The 24,212-nt window shown below is 38.8% G+C and carries 20 protein-coding genes and 1 pseudogene; 20 read left to right on the top strand and 1 reads right to left on the bottom strand.

From position 1 onward, the window contains the following. Nucleotides 1–23 precede the first annotated feature (23 nt). The 18 genes from QKW49_RS11545 to QKW49_RS11460 all read left to right on the top strand — a co-directional run bounded on the left by QKW49_RS11545 (nucleotide 24) and on the right by QKW49_RS11460 (nucleotide 19,159). Nucleotides 24–1,475: a methylaspartate mutase subunit E gene (locus QKW49_RS11545; RefSeq protein WP_282867683.1), complete on the top strand. Its 1,452-nt coding sequence runs from the start codon at nucleotides 24–26 to the stop codon at nucleotides 1,473–1,475. A 206-nt stretch (nucleotides 1,476–1,681) separates the two neighbouring features. Continuing rightward, nucleotides 1,682–2,926: a methylaspartate ammonia-lyase gene (locus QKW49_RS11540; RefSeq protein WP_282867682.1), complete on the top strand. Its 1,245-nt coding sequence runs from the start codon at nucleotides 1,682–1,684 to the stop codon at nucleotides 2,924–2,926. Nucleotides 2,927–2,969: 43 nt separating this feature from the next. Continuing rightward, on the top strand, nucleotides 2,970–4,349 hold the full coding sequence (locus tag QKW49_RS11535; protein WP_282867681.1) for an acyclic terpene utilization AtuA family protein: 1,380 nt from the start codon (nucleotides 2,970–2,972) through the stop codon (nucleotides 4,347–4,349). Next, entirely contained in the window at nucleotides 4,339–4,656 is a 318-nt protein-coding gene (locus tag QKW49_RS11530) for a DUF4387 domain-containing protein (protein WP_349239107.1), read from the top strand. Before QKW49_RS11535 ends, QKW49_RS11530 begins: the two co-directional genes overlap by 11 nt. A 488-nt stretch (nucleotides 4,657–5,144) precedes the next feature. Next, nucleotides 5,145–6,071: an alanine-tRNA synthetase second additional domain-containing protein gene (locus tag QKW49_RS11525; RefSeq protein ID WP_282867679.1), complete on the top strand. Its 927-nt coding sequence runs from the start codon at nucleotides 5,145–5,147 to the stop codon at nucleotides 6,069–6,071. A 90-nt stretch (nucleotides 6,072–6,161) separates the two neighbouring features. Then, nucleotides 6,162–7,286, top strand: a complete 1,125-nt coding sequence (locus QKW49_RS11520) for a TMEM165/GDT1 family protein (RefSeq protein WP_282867678.1) — start codon at nucleotides 6,162–6,164, stop codon at nucleotides 7,284–7,286. Between the two features lie 235 nt (nucleotides 7,287–7,521). Next, nucleotides 7,522–9,435 (top strand): sigma 54-interacting transcriptional regulator, encoded by a 1,914-nt coding sequence (locus tag QKW49_RS11515; protein WP_282867677.1) that lies wholly within the window; start codon nucleotides 7,522–7,524, stop codon nucleotides 9,433–9,435. 398 nt (nucleotides 9,436–9,833) lie between these two features. After that, nucleotides 9,834–11,162, top strand: coding sequence for a Na+/H+ antiporter NhaC family protein (locus tag QKW49_RS11510; protein WP_282867676.1), 1,329 nt, complete (start codon nucleotides 9,834–9,836; stop codon nucleotides 11,160–11,162). A 63-nt stretch (nucleotides 11,163–11,225) separates the two neighbouring features. Continuing rightward, a complete protein-coding gene (locus tag QKW49_RS11505) occupies nucleotides 11,226–12,212 on the top strand; it encodes a zinc-binding dehydrogenase (RefSeq protein ID WP_282867675.1) in 987 nt (328 codons plus the stop codon). A 265-nt stretch (nucleotides 12,213–12,477) separates the two neighbouring features. Then, nucleotides 12,478–13,383: an AEC family transporter gene (locus QKW49_RS11500; protein ID WP_282867674.1), complete on the top strand. Its 906-nt coding sequence runs from the start codon at nucleotides 12,478–12,480 to the stop codon at nucleotides 13,381–13,383. 155 nt (nucleotides 13,384–13,538) lie between these two features. Continuing rightward, nucleotides 13,539–14,387, top strand: coding sequence for a sugar diacid recognition domain-containing protein (locus QKW49_RS11495; protein ID WP_282867673.1), 849 nt, complete (start codon nucleotides 13,539–13,541; stop codon nucleotides 14,385–14,387). A gap of 116 nt (nucleotides 14,388–14,503) precedes the next feature. Then, nucleotides 14,504–14,773, top strand: coding sequence for an ACT domain-containing protein (locus QKW49_RS11490; protein ID WP_282867672.1), 270 nt, complete (start codon nucleotides 14,504–14,506; stop codon nucleotides 14,771–14,773). Nucleotides 14,774–14,786: 13 nt separating this feature from the next. Next, nucleotides 14,787–16,145, top strand: coding sequence for a PFL family protein (locus tag QKW49_RS11485; RefSeq protein WP_282867671.1), 1,359 nt, complete (start codon nucleotides 14,787–14,789; stop codon nucleotides 16,143–16,145). A gap of 75 nt (nucleotides 16,146–16,220) precedes the next feature. Continuing rightward, nucleotides 16,221–16,397, top strand: a complete 177-nt coding sequence (locus tag QKW49_RS11480; protein WP_282868243.1) for a hypothetical protein — start codon at nucleotides 16,221–16,223, stop codon at nucleotides 16,395–16,397. Between the two features lie 401 nt (nucleotides 16,398–16,798). Continuing rightward, entirely contained in the window at nucleotides 16,799–16,921 is a 123-nt protein-coding gene (locus tag QKW49_RS11475; protein ID WP_282867670.1) for a hypothetical protein, read from the top strand. 168 nt (nucleotides 16,922–17,089) lie between these two features. Then, nucleotides 17,090–17,317, top strand: a complete 228-nt coding sequence (locus QKW49_RS11470; protein ID WP_282867669.1) for a hypothetical protein — start codon at nucleotides 17,090–17,092, stop codon at nucleotides 17,315–17,317. A 113-nt stretch (nucleotides 17,318–17,430) separates the two neighbouring features. After that, on the top strand, nucleotides 17,431–17,769 hold the full coding sequence (locus tag QKW49_RS11465) for a P-II family nitrogen regulator (protein ID WP_282867668.1): 339 nt from the start codon (nucleotides 17,431–17,433) through the stop codon (nucleotides 17,767–17,769). A gap of 82 nt (nucleotides 17,770–17,851) precedes the next feature. After that, nucleotides 17,852–19,159, top strand: a complete 1,308-nt coding sequence (locus QKW49_RS11460; RefSeq protein ID WP_282867667.1) for a hemolysin family protein — start codon at nucleotides 17,852–17,854, stop codon at nucleotides 19,157–19,159. A 75-nt stretch (nucleotides 19,160–19,234) separates the two neighbouring features. Here QKW49_RS11460 and metG read toward each other — a convergent pair. Next, a pseudogene (gene metG / locus QKW49_RS11455) lies at nucleotides 19,235–20,860 on the bottom strand (methionine--tRNA ligase); the annotation flags it as partial. A gap of 593 nt (nucleotides 20,861–21,453) precedes the next feature. Between metG and QKW49_RS11450 the strand changes: the two are divergent. Then, the gene (locus QKW49_RS11450; RefSeq protein WP_282867664.1) at nucleotides 21,454–23,601 is read left to right on the top strand and encodes an ATP-dependent helicase; all 2,148 of its coding nucleotides are present in this window, start codon (nucleotides 21,454–21,456) and stop codon (nucleotides 23,599–23,601) included. Beyond that, the gene (locus tag QKW49_RS11445; protein WP_282867663.1) at nucleotides 23,595–24,194 is read left to right on the top strand and encodes a rhomboid family intramembrane serine protease; all 600 of its coding nucleotides are present in this window, start codon (nucleotides 23,595–23,597) and stop codon (nucleotides 24,192–24,194) included. The genes QKW49_RS11450 and QKW49_RS11445 overlap by 7 nt, the downstream gene beginning before the upstream one ends. The last annotated feature ends 18 nt before the right edge of the window (nucleotides 24,195–24,212 follow it).

The raw sequence follows: 24,212 nt of genomic DNA, 5'->3' as shown, positions 1-24,212 counted from the left end.
CTAAAAAGATTGGAGTTGATAACATGGAACTTAGGAACAAAAAACTAGATGAGTGCATATTCAGAGAGATTCAGCAGGAAGTGCTGCAGCAGTGGCCTACAGGAAAAAATGTAAATTTTCAAGATGCAATAGATTACCATAAAAAAATACCTTCTCAAAAGGTGTTCTCTAAGAAGTTGAAGAAAGCAAAAGAAAAAGGAACTACACTTATTCAGCCTCGTGCAGGAGTTGCATTGGTAGATGAGCATATACAATTGCTGCAGTACCTGGAGACGCATGGGGAAGCAGATTTGCTTCCTACTACTATTGATAGTTACACCAGACAGAATCGATATCAAGAAGCTGAAAATGGTATTGTTGAAAGCAGGAATGCAAAGAGATCTCTTCTAAATGGATTTCCGGCGGTCAATCATGGCATTGAAACATGTAGAATGGTAAATGAGGCTTTAAATGTACCGGTTCAGGTACGCCACGGAACGCCTGACGCAAGACTGCTAACCGAGATATCTATTGCCGGAGGGTTTACGGCGTATGAAGGTGGAGGTATCTCTTATAATATCCCTTATGCCAAAAGTGTTTCGTTGGAAAAGACGATTTACGATTGGCAGTATGCGGACCGATTAATCGGTATGTATGAGGAGGCAGGGGTTTCTATTAATAGAGAACCTTTCGGCCCGCTAACAGGGACTTTGGTGCCGCCGTGTATTTCTCATTCGGTTGCCATCGTAGAAAGCTTATTGGCAGCTGAACAGGGAGTAAAGAATATCACTGTCGGATACGGGCAGTGCGGCAATTTGCTTCAAGATGTAGCGGCAATACGTACATTAGAAGTATTAACGGAAGAGTATTTGAAGAAATACGGATATGGTGATGTATTCGTTACTACGGTACTGCACCAGTGGATGGGAGGTTTTCCGCAGGACGAAGCAAAGGCTTTTGGTGTGATTTCATGGGGGGCTGCTGCCGCAGCGCTGGCAGGAGCTACAAAGGTGATTGTAAAAACACCTCATGAAGCGATGGGGATCCCTACCAAGGAAGCAAATGCCGACGGGCTAAAGACAACCCGGCAGTTGGTGACCATGCTGGTTGACCAAAGGATGCCGCTTACCCATGAATTGGAAAGTGAAATGAACATCATTATGGCAGAAACCCGTAATATCATGGATAAGATGCTTGAACTGGGTGAAGGAGATATTGCAATAGGAATTATAAGGGCATTTGAAGCGGGCGTCATTGACGTACCTTTTGCACCTAGTAAATATAACCTGGGAAAAATCTTGCCTGCAAGAGACAATGATGGTGCGGTTCGTTTGCTGGATTGCGGGAATCTTCCGTTTAGTAAAGATATCATAGACTTCCATAAAGAAAAAATTGAAGAAAGAGCACGGTTTGAGAAGAGGGATGTCAGCTTCCAGATGGTGATAGATGATATCTATGCGATTGGAAAGGGAAGATTGGTGGGAAGACCGAGATAGGACAGTGAATAGTGAATAGTGAATAGTGAATAGTGAATAGTGAATAGTGAGTAATGGACAATGTACAATGGACAATGAAAAGCTTGAAAATATCTAATTTAGTCGGTAAAACGAAGGTTACATGGGACGGTTTGAGATCGCTGAAAAAGTCCGATTTAGCACGCAGAAGGATTAAATTATAGGATTTATATGATGGGAGATAGGTTATGAGGATAGTAGATGTTGTTTGTTCGAAGGGGAGGACCGGTTTTTTCTTTGATGATCAAAGGGCGATTAAGAAGGATGCGGTGCCTGATGGGGCGACTTATTTAGGGTCACCGGTGACAAAGGGGTTTACAGCAATAAGACAGGCCGGGGAGTCTATTTCGGTAATGCTTATTCTGGAAGATGGGCAGGTTGCTTATGGAGACTGTGCGGCGGTGCAGTATTCCGGAGCAGGAGGACGGGACTCGCTGTTTTTAGCGCAAGATTTTATACCGGTTATAGAGAAGTATATTGCCCCGATATTAAGGGGTCGAGAATTAAGAAGTTTCAAGGATTTGGCGCAAGAGATTGACAGTTTTGTCAATCCCGGTACTGGAAAAAGGATACACACAGCACTTCGTTATGGGATTACACAGGCGGTATTGGATGCGGTTGCTAAAAGCAAGAAAAAACTTATGGCAGAAGTGGTTGCTGAAGAATATGGTACTCAAGTGTCTAAAGAAGAGATCCCGATTTTTTCTCAATCCGGTGACGAACGGTATAGTAATGTTGACAAAATGATTATAAAAAGGGCGGATGTGCTGCCCCATGGTTTGATTAATCATGTGAAGACAAAGCTTGGGGAAAATGGTGAACTGCTGTTAAAGTATGTAGAATGGTTAAGGGACAGAGTGATGACGCTAAAGCCGGATCATGACTATCAGCCGGTATTGCATATTGATGTCTATGGAACAATAGGGCTTGCTTTTAATAATGATTATAGCAGAATGGTGGAGTATTTCAAACAGCTTGAAAAAGCGGCTTATCCTTTTCAACTTCGAATAGAAGGCCCGATAGATGTAGAGGAAAGAGAAGGACAAATGATTGCGCTGCAGGAATTAACCCGTTTGGTAGATGAGAATAAAATAGATGTTCAGATCGTTGCGGACGAATGGTGCAATACTTTAGAAGATATCAAATATTTTGCCGATCATAGAGCCGGACATATGATACAAATAAAAACACCCGATTTAGGCGGTATTAATAATATCATTGAAGCAGTACTATACTGTAAAGAGAAAGGTGTGGGCGCATATCAAGGAGGAACCTGTAATGAAACTGACCGTTCGGCTCAGGTGTGCGTACATATTGCCATGGCTGCACAGCCTGATCAGATGTTAGCAAAACCCGGAATGGGTGTGGATGAGGGATTTATGATTGTATATAACGAAATGCAAAGAATTCTTGCACTGACAAAAAGAAGTTAATGATAATATAGATCAATATTTATATGGAAAGGGAGAGAATAAGTTGGAAGAATTAAGAATTTTATCACCAACAGCCATATTAGGCTACGGATTTCCGGTGAAATCCTTTGAAGAAGGTATGAAAAGGCATCCTCATGTTATCGCTGTAGATGCGGGGTCGACTGACCCGGGGCCTTATTATCTAGGAGCGGGTGTATCTTTTACTGACAGAAGCGCTGTAAAGAGAGATTTGGAAATTATGCTTGCCGCGGCGGTTGAAGAAGGTATTCCGGTGATTATCGGAACTGCCGGCGGCAGCGGGGGAGCGCCGCATTTAAACTGGACTGTAAGCATCATTAAGGAGATTGCGCGGGAAAAAGGACTCCGATTTAAGATGGCCTCGATTGATGCGGAAATAGATAAAGAATTGGTAGCAGAAAGATTAGATAAAGGAATAGTAACACCACTTCATCCTGCACCCCAACTTACAAAAGAGGAATTGCAAGAAACTGAGAGGGTTGTCGGGCAAATGGGCATGGAACCTTTTATAAAGGCATTAGAACAGGAAGTACAGGTGATTGTGGCCGGTAGAGCATATGATCCTGCTGTTTTTGCCGCGTTGCCGGTTTACAAAGGGTATGACAGAGGATTAGCCATACATCTGGGCAAAATTCTTGAATGTGCTTGCATAGCGGCTACACCGGGCAGCGGCAGTGACTGTATGTTCGGGTACCTTGGAGACGATTATTTCAAGGTGGAACCGCTGAATCCCATACGTAAGTGTACGACGTTGTCGGTAGCCGCACATACTTTATATGAAAAAACAAATCCGTATATTTTACCAGGCCCCGGGGGCATACTGGACCTTACCGGAACGAAGTTCGAGCAAGAAACAGAGAACATGGTAAAGGTAAGCGGTAGTAGATTTATTCCTGCTGATCAATATACAGTGAAGCTGGAAGGCGTTAAAAAAATCGGTTATAGAACAGTTTCTATTGCAGGCACACGTGACCCGGTTATGATTTCACAAATAGATGAAATCATTCAAGGTGTTCGCGAAAGAGTGGATGATAATTTTAGCGGCGCAGATATGGAATATTATTTAGATTTTAAGGTATATGGAAGAAATGGCGTAATGGGTTCATTGGAGCCTAATAACGCTATCAGCAGTTATGAACTGGGTATCGTTATAGAAGTGGTAGCGGATAAACAGGATACTGCAAATACGATATGCAGTTTTGCAAGGTCTACCATGCTTCACTATGGATACAAAGGAAGAATCTCCACGGCAGGTAATTTGGCATTTCCTTATTCTCCATCTGACTTTAAGGCAGGAGAAGTATATAACTTCAGCATATATCATTTAATGGAAGTTCAAGATGGAGCAGAGTTATTTTCTATAAACATCGAAATAGCAGGAGGGAGGGTTGGCTTTGAAGACTAAGCTTACTGAGATTGCAGAAGTAATTAGAAGTAAAAATTCAGGTCCCTATGAATTGACCTTTGATATTATTTTTAAGGATTGGAATGTTTTTAATATATTCTGTACAGAGAGATATATTAATGAGCAGCTTATTGCAAATTTATATAATATACCTGTTGAAAACGTGATAAATGTCATTGAGTTTAAGCCTGCAAAAGCAATAAAAGCAACTATTGTAAGACCTATAGCGTCAGGCGAGTTGGGAGAAACGGATGTGTACGGTGCCCAGCAGCATGCGCCATTGTTAAATTTGGAGTTTGACGTTTAATTTATTAATGGACAATGAATAGTGAATAGTGAATAGTGAATAATGAATAGTGAATAACGAATAGTGAATAGTGAATAGTGAATAGTGAATAACGAATAATGGACAGTGAATAATGAAAGATGTACTGTGGCCAATGAACAGGAAAGCGCGGGAAATAATGGTCAAGTATGGTGAACATATTTTGTATCTGTATGGTAGGGGCGGACGACTCTGTCCGCCCGTATATACGATCTTATAGTATATACGGGCGGATAGCGTTTTCTGTCCTTACCAGTTTATCTATAGTGGGATGTAAAGAAGTGCTTAATCGTTCGAAAATCAAACATGTGGACAGTCCCCAAGTTCGATTTTCTCTATGTACTAAATTCGACTTTATCACATGCTATGATCAAAACACTCATGTTCAATCTAAAATATATTGTACATTGTACATTGTCCATTGTACATTAATATCGTCTATTGTACATTAAAAAGAAAGGTGTGGTAAGATGGCGGTTTCTGTGGCACATGAAGCATTAATGTATGCTGTATATTTTGCTCCCAGAGGGAAAAAAAGGTTATATGGACTTGGCCATCAGCTTGCTCAGCGGCATTTAAGTCCTTTTGACAAGTTAATTGGTTTTATTGGAGATGCAGGCGCGGGCAAATCTCTGCTCATTAAAGGGATGTTCCCGGGGCTTGAACTTACCAATGATGATGAAGGGATTAATATGCGTCCGCTGCCTTTATTGAAGAATATTGATAGAGGCTTCTTTAGCAGTCATACTTATCATATGGATGTCCGGTTTGAGTCGGCATTTACACAAATGCATGTATTGGTGGATGCGGTTAAAAAAGCTGTAAACCAAGATAAAAGAGTGATTGTTGAGCATTTTGATTTAATATATCCATATCTTGGTTTGAATGCGGAAGTGCTTGTAGGGATAGGAGAAGAAGTGATTGTAACACGCCCGAATATATTTGGCCCACAGCCCCAAGATATTGCAGATATCGTATTTAAATCTATTAGATATAGAAAAATGGCACATACTGCAGAAGATCTCACATCTAAAGTATTGGAGCAGGAATACGGCTTAACGCATCCTCCGGATCACGGAGATGTTAAGCATGGATTCGTGCTGGAGTTTAGTGAAAAGCCGGATATGGATATTTATGAAGTGGAAAAAAAGGTGCTGGATTATATTGAAAATGAGATAGATATATGTTATCTTGATGATAATCATATCCGTATTGGAGATGAAGAGCGATACCATTGTACCGGTCCAAGAATTCATGTTAGAAATGCAGGAGAGATTGAAAATTTCCGTTTGCTGAAAGAGTATAAGTTTGATCCTATTTCCAAAATATATAATTTGGTAGGGCTGGTAGGGGAACAAAGAACAGATTCAAATGATTTAAATAAACTAAGCATATAGATAGAATTTCTTCAATGTACAATCTTTGCCGTATTGATATCAAGCTAAGAGTTACTGAAGAGATTATATAAGGACACGAAGGAGAAGGCAATGATTCAGGAACTTGTAAAGGCATTTTTATTAATATTTATGGCAGAGATGGGAGATAAGACGCAAATCCTTGCAATGGCTTTTGCGACAAAGTATAAAGTGCAACAGGTTTTGTTGGGAGTATTCATCGGTTCTTTACTGAATCATGGTATAGCGGTGATATTAGGGATGTATATGTCCAGTATAATACCGTTGGATATTGTTCGTTTTATTGCTGCTTGTGCATTTATTATCTTCGGATTATGGACTTTGAAAGGTGGAGAAGACGAGGAAGAGGAAGACTCGAAAGATAAATATGGGCCTGTTGTAACTGTAGCGCTTGCGTTCTTTATAGGTGAGTTGGGTGATAAAACACAACTTGCGGCAATTACATTGTCTACAACAGCACAATATCCCGCATTTATCTTAATAGGAACAGTACTAGGAATGCTAGCTACAAGTGGCATGGGTATATTTGTAGGCAGCAAGCTTGGAAAGAGAGTTCCTGAATTAGCTATAAAAATCGTTTCAGGGTTAATTTTTATTTTCTTTGGAAGTGTGGCATTGTTGGAGGTTGTTCCGCCACAATATATTACTATCTTCAATAATACAGCATTTTTTGCTATTTTACTAATCAGTATATGGCTGCTGTTAAGACCTTCTCTTAAGACCGTAAAAAGAGGAAGAGTATCTGTTTATAAGAAGACAGCGGAAGAGCTTTACGAGCATGTGCATAAAGTTCGGCAGGCTGTGGAAAACATTTGTCTGGGAAAGATAAAATGTGGAAAATGTGCAGGAAGAAAGTGCATGATTGGTTTTTTGAAAGAAACCATGAAGAATATTGATGAGCAGGGAATCTGCATTTATCCTGAAAAATGGGATGATATAGCGCAAACAGTGAAAAAAGAATATGATATGGACAGCGTGGCAGAAGGATTAGCGGTATCAATTATAGTTTCTCAGCGGTTTAATAAAAGTGGAGAGCACGATTTTATTGCAAATAGAGCAAGGGAGACATTTGAGGTTATTGCATTGGGTCGTAAGCTTCCTTTTGGTGGGGATACTAAGAAATATTTTTCTTTATTGCTTAAAAAGAATAAGGATGTCGGCCAAAAGGCCATTGATAAGTATAATGAGTTAACTTGACTTGTATAAAAGCAATATATTCTATGTAAAATCTTTAATGCATTTAATATGGCCTGAATTTCGTAATCAGAGCTGCAAGGTGGTGTAAATCACTTTGCGGCTTTTTCTTAACATTGAAATATGCTCAAACCAAATGATATAATTTATATATTGTAATTTGGTTCACATATCTGTGTGTTCTTTTTATAAGCGGGTTTTAGCAGATGATGTATATAGCGTTGAATGAGGAGGAAATATGATTAAAATTACTTTTGTCGCTCCATATCAGGAGTTGGAACAGTTGGCAACAGAAGTGTTTAACGAATATAACCACCCGGACATAAAGTATAAGATTATCAGTGCTGTAGGTGCAAAAGTAGTAAGCAATCTGAATTTTCACTGTGATGGGATTATTGCCAGAGGAGTAACGGCATCGGCAATTAGAGACTTTCAAAATAGTATTCCTGTTATTGAACTGCCGGTTACCGGATATGATGTAATCAGAGCAGTAGATCAATGCAAGAAGAAATTTAATCCTAGCAAAGTAGCTATTATCGGTTCAACAAATATGATCTATGGCGCACAAAGTCTCCAAGAAATATTGGGAGTTGATATAGAGTGTTATACGGTTGAAAAAGAAGATGATGCTGAGTATTGTGTAGACCGGGCTTTGATGTCAAAAGCCGATGCAATTATAGGAGGTGTCATGACCATCAAAATAGCTGCTTCTAAAAATGTGAATACCGTATTGATCGAGTCGGGAAGGGAAGCAATTCGTCAAGCGCTGGAAGAAGCGGTTAGGACAGCAACTATTGCACAGCAGGAACGGGAAAAAACAGAACGTATCAAGATCATTATGGATTATGCACATGAAGGGATTGTGGCTGTCGATAAAGAGGGATATGTTACTGTGTTTAATAAATCGGCACAAAAAATAACAAGTTCGGAAAATCGGACAATCGTGGGCAGGCATATCACGGAAGTCATACCCAATACAGGATTGATGGAAGTACTTGAAAGAGGAGCAGAAGAATTGGGGGCTTTGCAAAAAATACAAAAAGTTGTAGTGGCTGCAAATCGAGTGCCTATCAAAATAGAAGAGCAAGTGATAGGTGCGGTAGCCACTTTTCAAGATATTACAAAGATTCAGGAACTGGAAGGGCAGATCAGAAAAAAGATCCATCATAAGGGACTGATCGCAAAATATTTTTTTAGTGATATTATCGGAAAGAGCCAGTCTATTAGAGAAACATTGTATGACGCTGAAAAATTCAGTAAGGTGGATTCAAATATCTTAATCATCGGTGAAACGGGTACGGGGAAAGAGCTAGTGGCTCAAAGCATTCATAATTCAAGTAATAGGAGTATAGGTCCTTTTGTTGCAGTAAACTGTGCAGCGCTTCCTCCAAGTTTATTGGAGAGTGAGCTTTTCGGATATGTCGAAGGGGCGTTTACCGGTGCCGCAAAAGGCGGAAAAGCAGGCCTATTTGAATTGGCACATAAAGGTACCATATTTCTTGATGAAGTCTCGGAAATTTCTCTGGATTTGCAGGGCAGGATGTTGCGGGTTTTGCAGGAGCGCGAGATTATGCGGTTAGGAGACGATAGAATTATTCCTGTAGATGTAAGAATCATCAGCGCTACAAATAGAAATCTAAGGAAGATGGTAGCAGAGGGAAAGTTCCGCCAGGATCTTTTGTACCGCTTAGATGTGTTGAAAATCAATGTTCCTTGTCTCAGGGATAGAAAAGAGGATATCTTACCGCTCATAGAGTATTTTCTGAATAGATATAATGAGAAATTTAGGAAAAATATACATTGCATTACACCTGATGCACAAAACCTTCTTATCGAATATGAATGGCCGGGGAATATACGTGAATTAAAGAATATTGTTGAAAGACTGGCAGTATTAACAGTAGATGTTAGAATAAATACCGATAGTGTGAAAAGAGTCATTGAGGTGGATGACTTGATATATGCTCTGTCTGAGAAATCGAATGTGAAAGCTGCAGAGAGGGTACATATTCGGCAAAGGCTTTGTGATATTGATAAAAAGGAAATGACTGTATTATTGCAGCAGACCGATAATAATAAGGCGGAAGCAGCCAGGATTCTCGGAATCAGCAGGACAACTTTATGGAGAAAATTGAAAGAGTTAGATATGTAACGTTCCAAATGAAACTATGTTACGGAAGAACGTTTCGATTGAAACGCATTAGTAAAGGGAAGTAATGGGATCATACTTTGAAACCTTCTTAGAAACCGGATTTTTCTTATTTCTAAGGAGGTTTGTTTTTTGGCATCATATTTGCAAAAAGTAATAGATGTGAGGTGAGTCAGAAAGAGATTAGCTATCCCTCTCGATAGGAGATTTGAGTAAATTTTGATTTTTTAGTAGAACAATGTGACCTGGCAGCGGTGAATTCGTTTGTCATGCTTGGTACCGGCATGATGGATGCATAAAAGACCACTTGAGGCGCATTGCTAAGTGATCAAGCATTTTACACAGTTTTCTGTTTTAGAGAGTTGCAATATATTATCAAAAAATAAAAGGGGGAGCTTTTAATGACAAGTACAGGTATTATTATTGCATTTATTATTGCCATCGTATTAATGGTATTGGCTATCTCTAAATTTAAGGTTCATGCAGCTATGGCTATCCTTATTATTGTTTTGGGTTTGGGTGTGGTAATAGGAATCGACCCGCCGGCAATCGTAAAAACGGTGCAAAGCGGTTTTGGTAAGACCATTGGAGATATTGGTATTGTTATCTTGCTTGGTTGTTTACTTGGTAAGGTATTGGAAGAAACAGGAGCAGCAGTAAGCATAACAAACTCTACACTGAAAATATTCGGAAAGAAAAATGTAATTTGGGCAATTGTAGTCAGTTCTGCTATTCTAGGGATACCGGTTTTTGCTGATTCTGTTGTGATTGTTCTTATGCCGGTTGTTTCGACATTAGCGCTTCAGACCGGAGCATCTATGGCACAATTCGGTACGGTGCTTTATCTTGGTGCATATATTACCCATTCATTAGTACCTCCTACCCCGGGTCCGCTTGCAGCAGCAGCGCTTCTTGGAGTAGATCTGGGACAAGCGATCCTATGGGGAATAGTGGTTTCGGTTCCTGCTGTCATTGCTGCAACCCTTTACTGTAAAACTTTGAAATTCCATATAGATCCTAAAGAAGAGTTTATTAAGACTGCGAAAAACATTACTGATCCCGCAAAACTTCCGGGCTTATTTGTATCCTATTTACCCATTATCATTCCTATTGTATTGATTATGGTTTCTTCCATGTTAAATGCGGTAGATAAAGAAGCGCCGCTTGCAAAGGCATTTGGATTTGTGGGTTCGCCGCTGGTAGCGTTGTTGATAGGTGTTATTTTTTCATTGATATTGACAGGAAAAGAATGGAAAAGCAAAAAAGTCTTAAATGATTGGGTAGAAGACGGATTAAAGATGTCTGCTATGCCCATCATTGTTACCGGTCTTGGTGGAGCGCTGGCACTGCTGATTAAAGACGCAAAAGTTGCAGAACAACTTGCGGACGCAATTGGAAAAAGCGGTATTCCTCCGCTGTTCATCCCATTTATAATCAGTGCTGTTGTAAATACCATTACAGGTTCCAACACACTTGGTGTTATGACAGGAGCAGCCATTATGCAGCCATTGCTTCCAAACCTTGATATTTCAGCACTAGCAACATTTTTAGCATGTGCATCCGGTGCACAGATATTTAAACATACCAATAGCAGCGGATTTTGGGTGACTGCCAGTTTGTCCAATATGAACCTTCCGCAAGCATTAAGGTCTATAGGTGGAGCAACAGCAGCCAGTGGTATCGCATCATTTATTGCTGTGTTCATACTTAATATAATTGGTTTGATTTAATCAAACAACCTTTGGCTGTCTAAAAAAATGTTAATTTTTCGTAAGAAAAGAAAGGGGAAAATCATGTCAATAAAAACAAGAGCAGCACTATTAAAAGGAGCATATGATATTGGATTAATCGAAAAAGAATTGGTATGCGGGGAAGATGAGGTAATCGTAAAAAACCATTTAATGGGGATTTGCGGGTCCGATAAAAATTTTTACCGAGGGCAAATGCCTCCAAAAACGGCGGAATTCCGGCAAGAACCCAAATTTCCATTTTATTTGGGTCATGAAAGTGGAGGGACGATTGTAGAAGTAGGTTCCAAAGTTACAGAATATAAAGTGGGAGATCAAGTAATGGCTTTTGGTTGGAATAACAATTATGCCGATTACTTTGTATCAAAAACATGGCAGCTTCAACCGGTGCCTGAAGGTCTTGATATGGATATCGCAAGTCTGGGTGAACCTACTGCATGTGCAATGTATTCGGGTATGAATTCCGGGGTTCAGCTTGGTGATTTTGTTGTAGTCATGGGCGGAGGATTTGCGGGACAGATCATTGCGCAATGTGCCAAGAAAAAGGGAGCAGATAAGGTAGTTGTGGTTGATGTATTGGATGGAAAGCTGGAGTTGGCTAAAAAGCTAGGGACAGATATTACGATCAATCTCCAAAAAGAGGATCCTGTGGAAATCGTAAAAGAATTAACCAATGGTCGTGGTGCCGATGTGGTTGTTGAAGCGGCAGGCAGTGAAAGTTCTTTTAATGCCGCAACGGAAATGATTAAGCATAATGGAAAATTTGTATTCTATAGCTGGGTTACACAGCCCATTACTTTAAATATCAGCAGATGGCATGATGACGGATTGCAGTTTATCAATACATGTCTGGTGCACCATACTTGGAGGGAAAGACGCGTATGGACTCCGGAAACATTAAAACCGGTGATTCAAGGGCATATTGATGTTAAATCGCTGATTACCAATGAGTTTAAATTGAATGATATCAAAGAAGGCTTTGATCTGGCTGATAAAGATGACGCCGCTATTAAAATTGTGTTTAGACCATAAGAATATATAACGCATTAAAGAAATTACAGTAACGATAGGTTTGGGGCGGTGTGTGTTTCCGTAAGAGACCGTCCACTGTTTGAACGAAGTGAGTTTGGGCGCGTCTCTGAAGGACACATACACCGCCCCAAAACCGTTTGCCAATGTAAAAACTTTAATGCGTTATATATAGAACCAAATTATAAATGATTTTGAGTAATATTGCAATGTTGGAAATTATATGTTATAATTTCCAACATTGTTTATTATTATGGGGGATATGCTTATGGTACTTTTTAATGTAGTTTTTCCTGTTTTCGCTGTAATATTAATAGGATTTCTTTTTGGGCGCTTTACCGATCTGGATATAAAGCCTTCATCTAAATTAGCATTATATATATTTACACCGGCTCTCTATTTTAACTCTATGCTTACCGCGGAAGTAAACAATGATGAGATTGTGAAAATATTGGGTTACGCTGCTTTACTATTTGCTTTATTTGTAGCAATAGTATATCTTATCAGTACTTTTGTATTAAAATATCCTCCGCAGCTTAGAAGTGCTTTATTCTTAAGTACGGCATTTCCTAACAGCGGCAATTATGGTTTGCCCATTATTTTGTTTGCATTTCAGCAGGCCGGCTTTGAGCGTGCGATTATATTTTCGGTATTCCAATCATTTTTGATGAACTCAGCAGGAGTATATTTTGCATCAAACAGCAATAATAATTTTTTTGCATCTCTAAAAGATGTTATTAAAATGCCGGGTTTCATTGCATTATTGGTAGCAATGATCATGCGGTTTTTCAGCGTTGATCTTCCTGAAGCAGTATTGAGGCCGGTACAATTGATGGGCCAGGCGGCTATTCCGACATTGCTGGTCGTATTGGGTATACAATTGGGAAGGGTTAAAGCGGCGATAAATTGGAAATTTATCGGTACCGCAGTTTTTTTACGGCTGTTTGCCTACCCTTTAATTGGATTATCAATCATACCGCTATTTTTTCAAATGACAAGTTTGACAGCAAAAGTAATGATGATAGTATCTGCAGTACCTTCAGCCGCAACTACAACATTATTGGCAATCCAGTTTGATGCGAAACCGGAATTGGTGTCTACAGTGACTTTAGTGACAACAGTTATTAGCCTGGTAACCGTTTCATTAGCTTTATCGGTTATATTGGGATTGTGAATATATAAATTTATACATATTTATATTATAAAAGATGTAAAAAATCTATTTTTATAGTATAATACTTTATAGCACATTGCATAAAATTTGCTGTCGAAATACATTGCTGGAATTTGTGGGTTCAAAAATGTGTAATCTGTATAGGGGGGGTACATATGGAAAATATCTTATTACATCATATTGATTTTATCAAAGACCTAATATCTTCAATATCATCTGAAATCAATAGTAATATTAATATCATGGGGGATGGTGGAGAAATCATCGCGTCAACTTCTGTTGAACGTATTGGAACAATTCATGAAGGTGCCAAAAGAATCATGGCAGGAGAGGTTCCGGAAATTGCCATTTCACTAGAAGAAGCGCAAAGGCTTCAAGGAGCAAGGCCGGGATATAATACATCCGTTGTTTATGAAGATAGGGTCATTGGGGTTATAGGAATTAGTGGAGATCCCGCTATCGTAAGACCCATTGCTAAAATCGCTTGTTTTTTTATTGTTTCTCAAATTAAGCAATATATGCAAACGCAATTGATTAACAATACATCTGTGCAAGTTTTTTCCAGTATTCAGCAGGTAGCAGCGGCTGTTGAGCAGCTGACGGCAGTATCCCAGGAACAGGCATCCATATTGAACACATTGTCCGGTAACGCTGAAACAGTCAAGTCTAAGCTTAATAACACCAATGATATATTAAACTTCATAAAAAGGATTTCCGATCAAACAAACTTGTTGGGGCTTAATGCTGCTATTGAAGCGGCACGGTCAGGAGAGCATGGAAAAGGTTTTACTGTTGTCGCTAATGAAATAAGAAAATTGGCAAATGACAGCTCAAACTCGGTTACTCAAATTAATAATACCCTCAAAGATTTTCACAGCTATATTACGCAAATCATCAGCACCATCGTAGATATTTCGGATAACTCACATAGCATTTCTCAATCAATGGATAATATTGCAGAAGAAATTGAAAATATCAAAAAAAGTATGAGTGAGCTAGTATAATAGAATAATAAATAAGAGAAAAAATGAGGTTGTTTATCCAACCTTATTTTTTTGTGGAAAAAATAATTGTTTTGTAGTAGTATATATACATATACCATGAAGGAGGTTTGTACATTATGAGAGCAGTAATTACAGTATTAGGTAATGATAGAGTAGGAATTATTGCAGCGATTAGCAATATACTGGCTGATTGCAATGTTAACATATTAGATATATCCCAGACCATTATGCAAGATATTTTTACAATGATCATGTTGGTGGATATTTCTAGTATGGAAGTCGACTTTTCCAAGCTTTCGGATCAGTTGGAGAAAAAAGGGCGGGAGCTTGGCTTGTCAATCAGGATTCAGCACGAAGATATTTTTAACTCCATGCACCGTATATAAGAGGGGGTAAAGCATGATAAGTCCATTTGAAGTTATTGAAACTATAAAGATGATCCAGGAGGAAAACCTTGATATCAGAACCATTACCATGGGGATTTCCTTACGGGATTGCTGTCACTCCGAAGCAAAAATTGCCCGGGAAAAGATATATAACAAAATCACCCGCCTGGCTTCCAATTTGGTAAAGGTTGGGGAAGATATAGAAAAGGAATACGGTATTCCAATCATTAATAAAAGAATCTCAGTGACTCCCATATCTATGATTGCGGAATGCAGTGATGAAGAAAACTATGTTAAATTTGCCGAGATATTGGACAAGGCGGCGGATACGGTAGGTGTAAATTTCATCGGTGGTTTTTCGGCATTAGTACACAAGGGTTTTACTGAGGGGGACCATAGATTGATAAGGTCTATTCCCGAAGCGCTGAGCACTACCAAAAAAGTGTGTTCTTCTGTGAATGTGGCCACTACAAAAGCAGGCATCAATATGGATGCAGTAAGAGATATGGGTTTAATCATAAAAAAGACTGCGGATCTGACCGCTCAGGATGGCGGCCTGGGATGTGCCAAGTTGGTTGTGTTTGCCAATGTTCCGGAGGATAACCCGTTCATGGCAGGCGCATTTCATGGTGTTGGTGAACCGGAATGCGTTATTAATGTCGGAGTAAGCGGACCGGGTGTTGTAAAACATGCATTGGAAAAAGTGCGGGGTGCCGATTTCGGTACTGTAGCCGATACCATCAAGAAAACCGCTTTTAAGATTACCAGAATGGGTCAGTTAGTAGCCCAAGAGGCATCAAGACGGTTAGGAGTATCCTTTGGTATCATAGATTTGTCTTTGGCGCCCACTCCGGCTATTGGAGACAGCGTTGCATTGATATTGGAAGAGATGGGGCTGGAGGTATGCGGTGCGCATGGTACAACTGCTGCACTTGCGCTGTTAAATGATGCTGTTAAAAAAGGCGGTACCATGGCATCTTCTTATGTCGGTGGATTAAGTGGAGCCTTTATACCTGTGAGCGAAGATGCAGGCATGATTAATGCGGTACAGCAAGGGGCATTGTCCATTGAAAAGCTAGAAGCAATGACATGTGTATGCTCGGTAGGTCTGGATATGATCGTTGTGCCCGGCAGCACAAGCGCGGCAACCATATCTGCTATTATCGCTGATGAGGCGGCTATTGGTGTTATCAATAATAAGACAACCGCAGTCAGATTGATTCCCGCTCCCGGAAAAGATATCGGAGATATGGTGGAATTTGGAGGGCTGTTGGGCTCAGGACCGGTTATGAAGGTAAATCCGTTTAGCAGTGATGAATTTATCAAAAGAGGCGGAAGGATTCCTGCACCGATTCACAGTTTAAGAAATTAAGGAATGATGGGATAATAATACCCGATTTTCAAGCGAGGGACTTTTTGATAGTGCAAGGCGGCGGAGGTGAGTGGCGTGATGAACAGTCTTATAGGAGGAGTTTTATTTCTGCCTGTATTTCTATTATGGTTGGGAAGTATCGGATTAGGAATATACGCACTGATCTTGTTCATAAAGCTGGCGCATAGAGGTATTAGGGCGTTGGATATATATATTCGAAAAAATGAAAACAACGATCAGTGGGGACAATAAAGATGCCCATTGATGGCGGATAGTAAAATAAGTTATCAAATTGGAATACCCGTAAAAAGTATACGGTATCTTATGTTTGATCAAAAAAACCTTAACAAGCATCGGCAGTGATCCTTACGGATCGTTGCCGATAGATTTGTTAAGTTTTTTTTATGCGGACACATTTTATTACATGTCGAAGGATGTCGATGAAAAAATATCAAAAAAAGAAGGAAATAATATACATATGTAGAATTTTAATATAAATTATATTAATTATGGGTGATGTGACAAATCTACTATGGAAATGACAATAACCATAAGCAAGGTTAAGGGAGGGATGATCTATAAATCATAAAGATAAGGACTATCCTCTGGAAAGGCTGGAAGAGTATAAAAAAGAAATTATGTGGTGGGACCATGTGCATATTGGGTTCAAAGATATTGCAAGAAAACTATCCGTATATGGTTTGGAAGTCACCCCTAAAACAATTGGATATTGGATTAAATTACAGAGACAGAAAGCAAAAAACAGCAAAAAATAATGAATGAATCTTTTTTTATGTTAATTGATCCCATAGGTTGTATAGGTATAGATACAGCCTATGGGCATTTTATGTTTCTGCGTTATAAAATAAAGTTGATAATAATATTGCATTTATAATATACTTAGGTATATCATGGAATAAATAAATGGCAAAAGGAGAATATCAATGAAACTAACGGACAAGACAAAAACAATTATCATATTGATTATTGCTTTTATTATGATTGGGATGGGTTTAGTGCAAGGGGTTTTTGGGGTTGAATTAAACGAAGAAGTAGTGAATCAGATTTCTTTTGTTCTAATGATCATTGCAGCAGGCCTTTTCTTTAGCAGAAAAAGAGGTCAAAATGTCGAAGAGGCCGATGATTCTGATGAAAATAATAATAAAGAATAAATAAAGGAAAAATCAATAATTATAGGTAAAACGTTAGCAGTTTGCATTTTACGGCGGGAAGTTGGTTATCGATAACCCGTGAACTGTGAACTGATGCGATATTGGAGGTAACTATGAAAAAAGTTGAAGCAATTATAAGACCAGAGAAGCTGGAAGAGGTAAAAGATGGGTTGAAAGATTTCGGAATCTATGGGATGACCGTATCTCCGGTAATGGGATGCGGAATGCAGCAGGGTAAAGTGGAAATGTATAGAGGGCAGGAAGTAAAGATTGATTTGCTGCCTAAGATGAAAATCGAGATCGTGTTGGAGGATGAAAGGGTAGAGCCGCTCATTGATCTGATATGCGAAAAGGCCAAAACAGGTCGAATTGGAGATGGCAAGATATTTATTTATCCTGTTGAAGGAGCGGTAAGAATAAGAACATGGGAACGGAATGAAAAAGCGCTTTAATTAATTTATCTTTAAATTCCTTAAGATTGTATATACTAAAAGATATAATGATACATAAGATCACAAGGAGAGTCACATATTTATGAGTTATCAAACTTTGATACAGTTTTTTTTCATATTGGTGCTTATCGGATTTAATGGTTTTTTTGCGGCTTCAGAACTTGCTATCGTATCATTAAATGATCATAAAGTACGAAAGCTTGCAGAAGACGGAAATAAGTCTGCTAAGTTGATTATAAAATTTTTGGAGGAACCGAGTCGATTTTTATCCACTATACAGATAGGCATTACACTGGCGGGGTTTTTGGCGAGTGCTTCTGCGGCCGTAAGTATTTCAGAACTCCTCGCGGACATATTAAAGGCAACCGATATCAAAGTACTAGCGGCTTTTAGCGGACAAATCTCTCTCCTGTTGGTTACTCTTGTTTTATCCTACATTACATTGGTGTTTGGAGAGTTAGTACCAAAGAGAGTGGCCATGCAGAATGCGGAAAAGATAGCATTTGCTGTTGTGCGGCCGGTGGATATGTTATCTAAGATTACATATCCATTCATAAAAGTACTTACTTTTTCAACAAATGTAGTAGCTAAATTATTTGGCGTTACCGAGCAGAACAGCGGCGAAAGAGTTACGGAAGAAGAGATATTGCTGATGGTAGATGTCGGTCAAGAAAAAGGGTTGATCCATGAAACCGGAAAAAGAATGATCAATAGCATATTTGAGTTTGACGATACCACGGTAAGAGAAGTCATGACGCCAAGGACAAGCATGGTAGCTGTTGATAAAGCAAGCAAAATGGAAGATATTCTGGATGTTTTAATCTCTGAGCAGTTTTCAAGGATTCCGGTTTATGATGATAGTATAGATAACATCATCGGGATTTTTTATGTAAAAGATTTACTTCCCCTTTATAAAGACAAAGTGGTAAAAGATTTTGATATCGGGAAAAATATTCATCCTGCGTATTTTGTGCCGGAATCAAAGAAAATTGATGTATTGTTCAAAGAAATGCAGCTAAGAAAAATACATATGGCAATTGTAATTGATGAATACGGAGGGACTGCAGGACTAATTACAATTGAAGACTTGCTTGAAGAGATCGTGGGGAATATCTGGGATGAATATGATGAAGAGATTATTGATGTTGAAAAGATAGATGATAATACATATATGGTTGATGGTATGCTTAGTATAGATAAATTTAATGAGGCAATGAATGTTCGGCTGCCGGAAGAAGAATTCGAGACCATTGGAGGCTTTATGGTTGGTCAATTGGGGAAGATCCCTTCACCAAAGGATGAAGCCATCGTTGAATATGCGAATATGGTATTAAAAGCCGAAAAAGTAGCCAAAAAAAGAATAACCAAGGTAAAAGTCTATATTCCGTAAAGATAATAAAAGAAACGTTTTTAAATTACTGACCTAATAAAAATTGGGCGAAGGTTAAAGCCTTCGCCCGGGACATCATAGACCTAATCGTTGTACTTCGAGATCTATTATCTTTTTGTCGAGTCTTTCAAATAGTATTTCTGCTTTAGGAATTACAGTTCCAGATGGAACTGATTGTTGCTCCCATTTATCGGAAACGTTTAGCCATCCTTGGACCCTTTCGGAAGAAAAAGGCAGAAACGGTTTTAGCAGAATAGAAAGATTTGCAATGATCTGTATGCAATTAAATATTGTGTTGCTGCATATATCGGCAGCTATTATTCGGGTTTCCCAAGGTTTCTCGGTATCGAAATACTTGTTTGAAAATCGGATAAACTCGAATATCTCATCAATTGCCGCTTTAAATTCACCGCTTTCAATCTTTGTTCCTGTTTCTAAAAAAAGTGAGTTTATTCTATCGCCAATTTGGTTTTCTAGTTTTCCGGTGGGAACGATGCTATTATAATATTTGCTCACAAATACAAGAGTACGGTTAATAAAATTACCATATGCGCTCAAAAGTTCACTATTATGGCTATTTACAAATTCACGCCATGAAAAATCAGTATCTCTCTTTTCCGGGCCGTTTGTTATGAGGAAATAGCGGATAGAATCCGGATGATATCTGTTCACTATATCTTTAATCCATATTGCCCAGTTCTGGCTTGTGGATATTTTTCTGCTCTCGAGGGTAAGATATTCACTTGATATAATTCGGTCGGGCAGACGCCATCCTTTCCCATTTGCAAGCAAGAGCGACGGAAGAATAATGGTATGAAAGGGAATGTTGTCCTTGCCGTGTACATAATAGTGCTTTGCGTGCTCCCCCCATAAATCATCATAGTTTGCGCTTTTCTTATTTGCTACAATCCAACTCGCTGATAGATAACCAAGTACATTTTCTGCCCATATATAGATTTTCTTGTTCTCAAAACCATCTTTCGGCACAGCTATCCCCCAATCAAGGTCACGGGTAACAGCCCGGTCCCGAAGACCTTCATCGATATATCTTTTTGAAAGACGAATAGCATTCTTACGCCATTCAGGATGAGCATCAATAAAGTTTATAAGCTCCTCTTTCAGTTTTGTTATTGCAATATACAAATGATTTGTTTCCTTAAAAATCGGGGGTGTAGCACATAAAGAACATTTTGGCTCTGCAAGAGTTTCCGGCTCTAGAACTTTGCCGCACGCGTCACATTGGTCACCTCTTGCATTTTCGCCGCAATTAGGACATTTTCCTATAACAAATCTATCGGCAAGAAACTGGTTGCATTGCTGGCAATAAGCTTGGGGCACGGTTTTTTCATAAATATATTGACCGTCATACATTGTTTTATGGAAGTCTCTCACAAAGGTTTTATGCGCCTCACATGATGTTTTGCCATAGAGATCATAGCTGAAACCAAGCTTTTCAAAACACTCTGAAAATTCGTTGTGATAGAATTCGCTGATTTCAAAAGGCGTTTTGTTCTCCTGCTTTGCTCTAATAGTAACAGGAGTACCATGGCAATCGCTGCCGGATACGAAATAAACAGTATCGTCTTTGGCCCTATGGTATCTTGCTAATACATCGCCGGGCAATAGCGCTGCGATATGGCCAATATGCAGTGAGCCGTTTGCATAAGGCCATGCTCCACCAATTAATACATTCATTTTGTCTACCTCTTTTCGTTCAGATTTATTTACGTATTGTTATAAAAAAGAGCACTAAAAAACTCTCACCTCCGGAAAAATGATTTCCGGGGACGAGAGCAACAAAATGACGCTGCATCGCGGTACCACCCCAGTTTATCTGTATTTCGCAATACAGACCTCATCAAGTACGGGTAAGAACTGTACTTACCGATACTCTATCGCTGTAACGGGCGCTCCCGTCGCAGCCTTACACAAACGTGTTCGGTGCGCGACTCCAAGACCATGTTCAGCAAGTGCTATCTTTGTTCTCTCGCACCACAGGCAACCATAAAGTTATCAGGAGAACTTCTCTGTAAAAGTCGCAAATGCCTACTCTTCTTTTCTTCGTCTTTATATGGGTAATATTTTTCTTATTATATAGTATGGACAATTTAAATGTCAATATAAAATATGTTTGACTAAAAAAGTAATATGACATACTGCTTAGAGTGCAGGAAATGTAAAACTGTGCGTTTAGCGATGAGCAAGAGTTTTATATTGAATATATCAGGTTTTAGTGTAAATATGTTATAATAAAATATATTTTAAATAGACATAAAAAATGAAAAGGTGTTTCAATGGATTTTTTTACGCAACTGTCAAATCATTATAATATTAATCTCAATGTGCAGCAAAAGGAAGCAGTAATGCATGAAAGCGGGCCTGCACTTGTACTCGCGGGGCCGGGTTCGGGTAAAACAACTGTTATTACTGCCAGAGCGGCTTGTCTTATAGAAAAAGGAGTCAGGCCGGAGAATATACTTACCATGACATTTAACAGGGCTGCAAAGCATGAGATGGAGCAAAGATTTAATAGGATTTTCGGTTCCCATATAGGTGCTAGAGTCCACTTTTCTACTTTCCATAGTTTCTGTAATCTGATTGTCAGGGATTATGAAAGAAGGCAAGGAAGAAGACTCAAGAGAATTGAGGGTGAGAAGGAATTCCGGAATAGTAAGAAAAAAATTATCAGCAATATCTATCAGCAGATTAATGGGACAAGTATTCATGATGATGAATTGGAAAATGTGATCAACGAGATCGGTCTTGTTAAAAATAAGATGATAAAAGAATTCAGTGATATCAATATAAGCACCCGGAATTTTGCCGAAATATTTAAGACTTATGAAGAGTTTAAAAAGAACAATTTATATATGGACTTTGATGATATGCTTACCTATGCGTACAGTATTTTGGTAAAATGTCCGGATATCCGCAACTACTATCACAGTAAATATACCTTTATACAGGTAGATGAAGGACAGGACCTTTCCAAAATACAGTTTGAGATATTAAAGCTGTTGGTAAAGCGGGAGCATAACAATATATTCATTGTAGCGGATGATGACCAGTCCATCTATGGATTCAGGGGGGCAGAGCCCCAGTATATCCTGGATATTGAAAAGCAGTTTAGCACATGTAGATTTCTATTGTTGGAAAAAAACTACCGTTCCAGCAGCAATATTGTTGAAATAAGCAGTAAGTTTATAAAAAAGAATCAAGCAAGATTCGATAAAAGCCATAATACGGCCAATGCTCGGATGCATAATCCGTTTATCATACAGGTAAAGGATGATGCGGCACAGTTGGAATTTGTTATTAAAACGATAAAGGAGAAGCTATCAGAGCACAAGAACATGAGTATCGCCATTCTTTATAGGAATAATCTATCGTCTATTTCTATAGTGGATGTATTGGATAGAAACGGCATCGGCTTTAAGATTCAACAGAACAAGCTAATCTTTTTCAAGCATTGGATGGTACAGGATGTGCTGGCGTTTTTCAAATTTTCATTTGATCAATGTGATTACCAATCGTTATTACGGATTTACTATAAAATGAATCGTTATATTTCCAAAACGATGATGGAATATGCATTAACAACAGAATATGTTGATTCAGTGATAGATGGTATTTTAAAGAATAACGATATGAAATCGTATCAAAAGAGAACACTAATTGAACTGAAAGGTGAGTTTAAGCATTTAGCCAAAAAGCATCCTTTACTAGTTTTGGAATATATTGAGGGAAGTTTCAGGTATTTTGAGAGTGTAAAAGAGTATTGTGAAAATACCGGACAGCCCTTTGACTATCTGTATGGATTGTTTGGAATCTTAAGAAGTATCGCTCAAGAATGTCCTACCATTCCGATGTTCCTTCAACGTATGGATGAGCTTGAGCGTTTACTTGAAAAACCAAGATTGGTGCAGGAGTGGGATCCTGTTACGCTGACTACCATGCACTCTAGTAAAGGATCAGAATATGATTGTGTGATGATGGTGGATTTGAATAACCAAGAAATCCCAGGAAAAAGAACACTGGATGTCTTTGAAAAGGCTAACGATTGTTCGTTATTGGAGGAAGAACGACGTTTATTTTATGTTGGGATGACACGGGCAAAGCAATGTCTTTACATGGTTAATATACAGACGGTAAATGGCAGAAAATCGGCAAGGTCTATATTTGTGGATGAAGTGGTCAGTTGCATCAACAGAGAAGCACTTGATGAAATAGGGGAAGGTATTTGTCTTTATCATAAGAAATTTGGCCAAGGTATCATTGCTTCTGTATTGGAACAAGAGAAAGACCGTGTTATTCTTGAAATGGATTTTAAAGGGATAAGAAAAAAACTGGATTTTCTTACATGTATGGAAAGTGGATTGCTCAGTTTTAAAGATGTGAACGCTATCGACAAAAAAACGCACAAGGAGGAAGTTAAATGTTAAAACGTATACATTATAATTCGCCGGTGATTCTGACGCTGACACTCTTATCCCTTATATCACTGGTATTCGGATATGCTACCGATAAGGCTTCCACCATGCTGTTGTTTTCAGTCTATAGAGGAAGCTTGTCGGATATATTATTCTACTTCAGGTTATTTGGTCATGTACTGGGGCACGCCAATTGGGAACATTTTATAAATAATTTTCTTTTGATTCTTGTGCTGGGACCAATGTTGGAAGAAAAGTACGGTTCCAAACAGATGATTAAAATGATATTTATTACAGCCATTACAACGGGAGTTCTGAATATAGCGTTTTCTAATCATGCCCTACTGGGGGCAAGCGGTATTGTTTTTATGCTTATTTTATTGAGCTCATTTGCTAATCTTCAAAAGGGCAAAATACCGCTTACCGTTATTTTGATTGCCATTATCTATCTTGGGGAAGAAGTGGCAAATATTATTTTGGTAAAAGATAATATTTCTCAATTTACTCATATTGTCGGAGGAATCTGTGGGGGCTTTTTCGGCTATTTTTCAGGAGCACCTCACCAGACTAAAAAAAATTCTGACAAGAATCAAATGCAATTATGAAAGAATGAAGCCGGACAT

This window comes from Petroclostridium sp. X23, from assembly GCF_030013905.1.
Lineage (GTDB): Bacteria > Bacillota > Clostridia > SK-Y3 > SK-Y3 > X23.
This window is presented reverse-complemented; position numbering and strand designations above follow the sequence as displayed.

Bases quoted from the DNA above. Each gene is read 5' to 3' on its own strand.
- QKW49_RS11545 (WP_282867683.1), top strand. From the start codon at position 24: ATGGAACTTAGGAACAAAAAACTAGATGAGTGCATATTCAGAGAGATT.
- QKW49_RS11540 (WP_282867682.1), top strand. From the start codon at position 1,682: ATGAGGATAGTAGATGTTGTTTGTTCGAAGGGGAGGACCGGTTTTTTC.
- QKW49_RS11525 (WP_282867679.1), top strand. From the start codon at position 5,145: ATGGCGGTTTCTGTGGCACATGAAGCATTAATGTATGCTGTATATTTT.
- QKW49_RS11520 (WP_282867678.1), top strand. From the start codon at position 6,162: ATGATTCAGGAACTTGTAAAGGCATTTTTATTAATATTTATGGCAGAG.
- QKW49_RS11515 (WP_282867677.1), top strand. From the start codon at position 7,522: ATGATTAAAATTACTTTTGTCGCTCCATATCAGGAGTTGGAACAGTTG.
- QKW49_RS11510 (WP_282867676.1), top strand. From the start codon at position 9,834: ATGACAAGTACAGGTATTATTATTGCATTTATTATTGCCATCGTATTA.
- QKW49_RS11505 (WP_282867675.1), top strand. From the start codon at position 11,226: ATGTCAATAAAAACAAGAGCAGCACTATTAAAAGGAGCATATGATATT.
- QKW49_RS11500 (WP_282867674.1), top strand. From the start codon at position 12,478: ATGGTACTTTTTAATGTAGTTTTTCCTGTTTTCGCTGTAATATTAATA.
- QKW49_RS11495 (WP_282867673.1), top strand. From the start codon at position 13,539: ATGGAAAATATCTTATTACATCATATTGATTTTATCAAAGACCTAATA.
- QKW49_RS11490 (WP_282867672.1), top strand. From the start codon at position 14,504: ATGAGAGCAGTAATTACAGTATTAGGTAATGATAGAGTAGGAATTATT.
- QKW49_RS11485 (WP_282867671.1), top strand. From the start codon at position 14,787: ATGATAAGTCCATTTGAAGTTATTGAAACTATAAAGATGATCCAGGAG.
- QKW49_RS11470 (WP_282867669.1), top strand. From the start codon at position 17,090: ATGAAACTAACGGACAAGACAAAAACAATTATCATATTGATTATTGCT.
- QKW49_RS11465 (WP_282867668.1), top strand. From the start codon at position 17,431: ATGAAAAAAGTTGAAGCAATTATAAGACCAGAGAAGCTGGAAGAGGTA.
- QKW49_RS11460 (WP_282867667.1), top strand. From the start codon at position 17,852: ATGAGTTATCAAACTTTGATACAGTTTTTTTTCATATTGGTGCTTATC.
- QKW49_RS11450 (WP_282867664.1), top strand. From the start codon at position 21,454: ATGGATTTTTTTACGCAACTGTCAAATCATTATAATATTAATCTCAAT.
- QKW49_RS11445 (WP_282867663.1), top strand. From the start codon at position 23,595: ATGTTAAAACGTATACATTATAATTCGCCGGTGATTCTGACGCTGACA.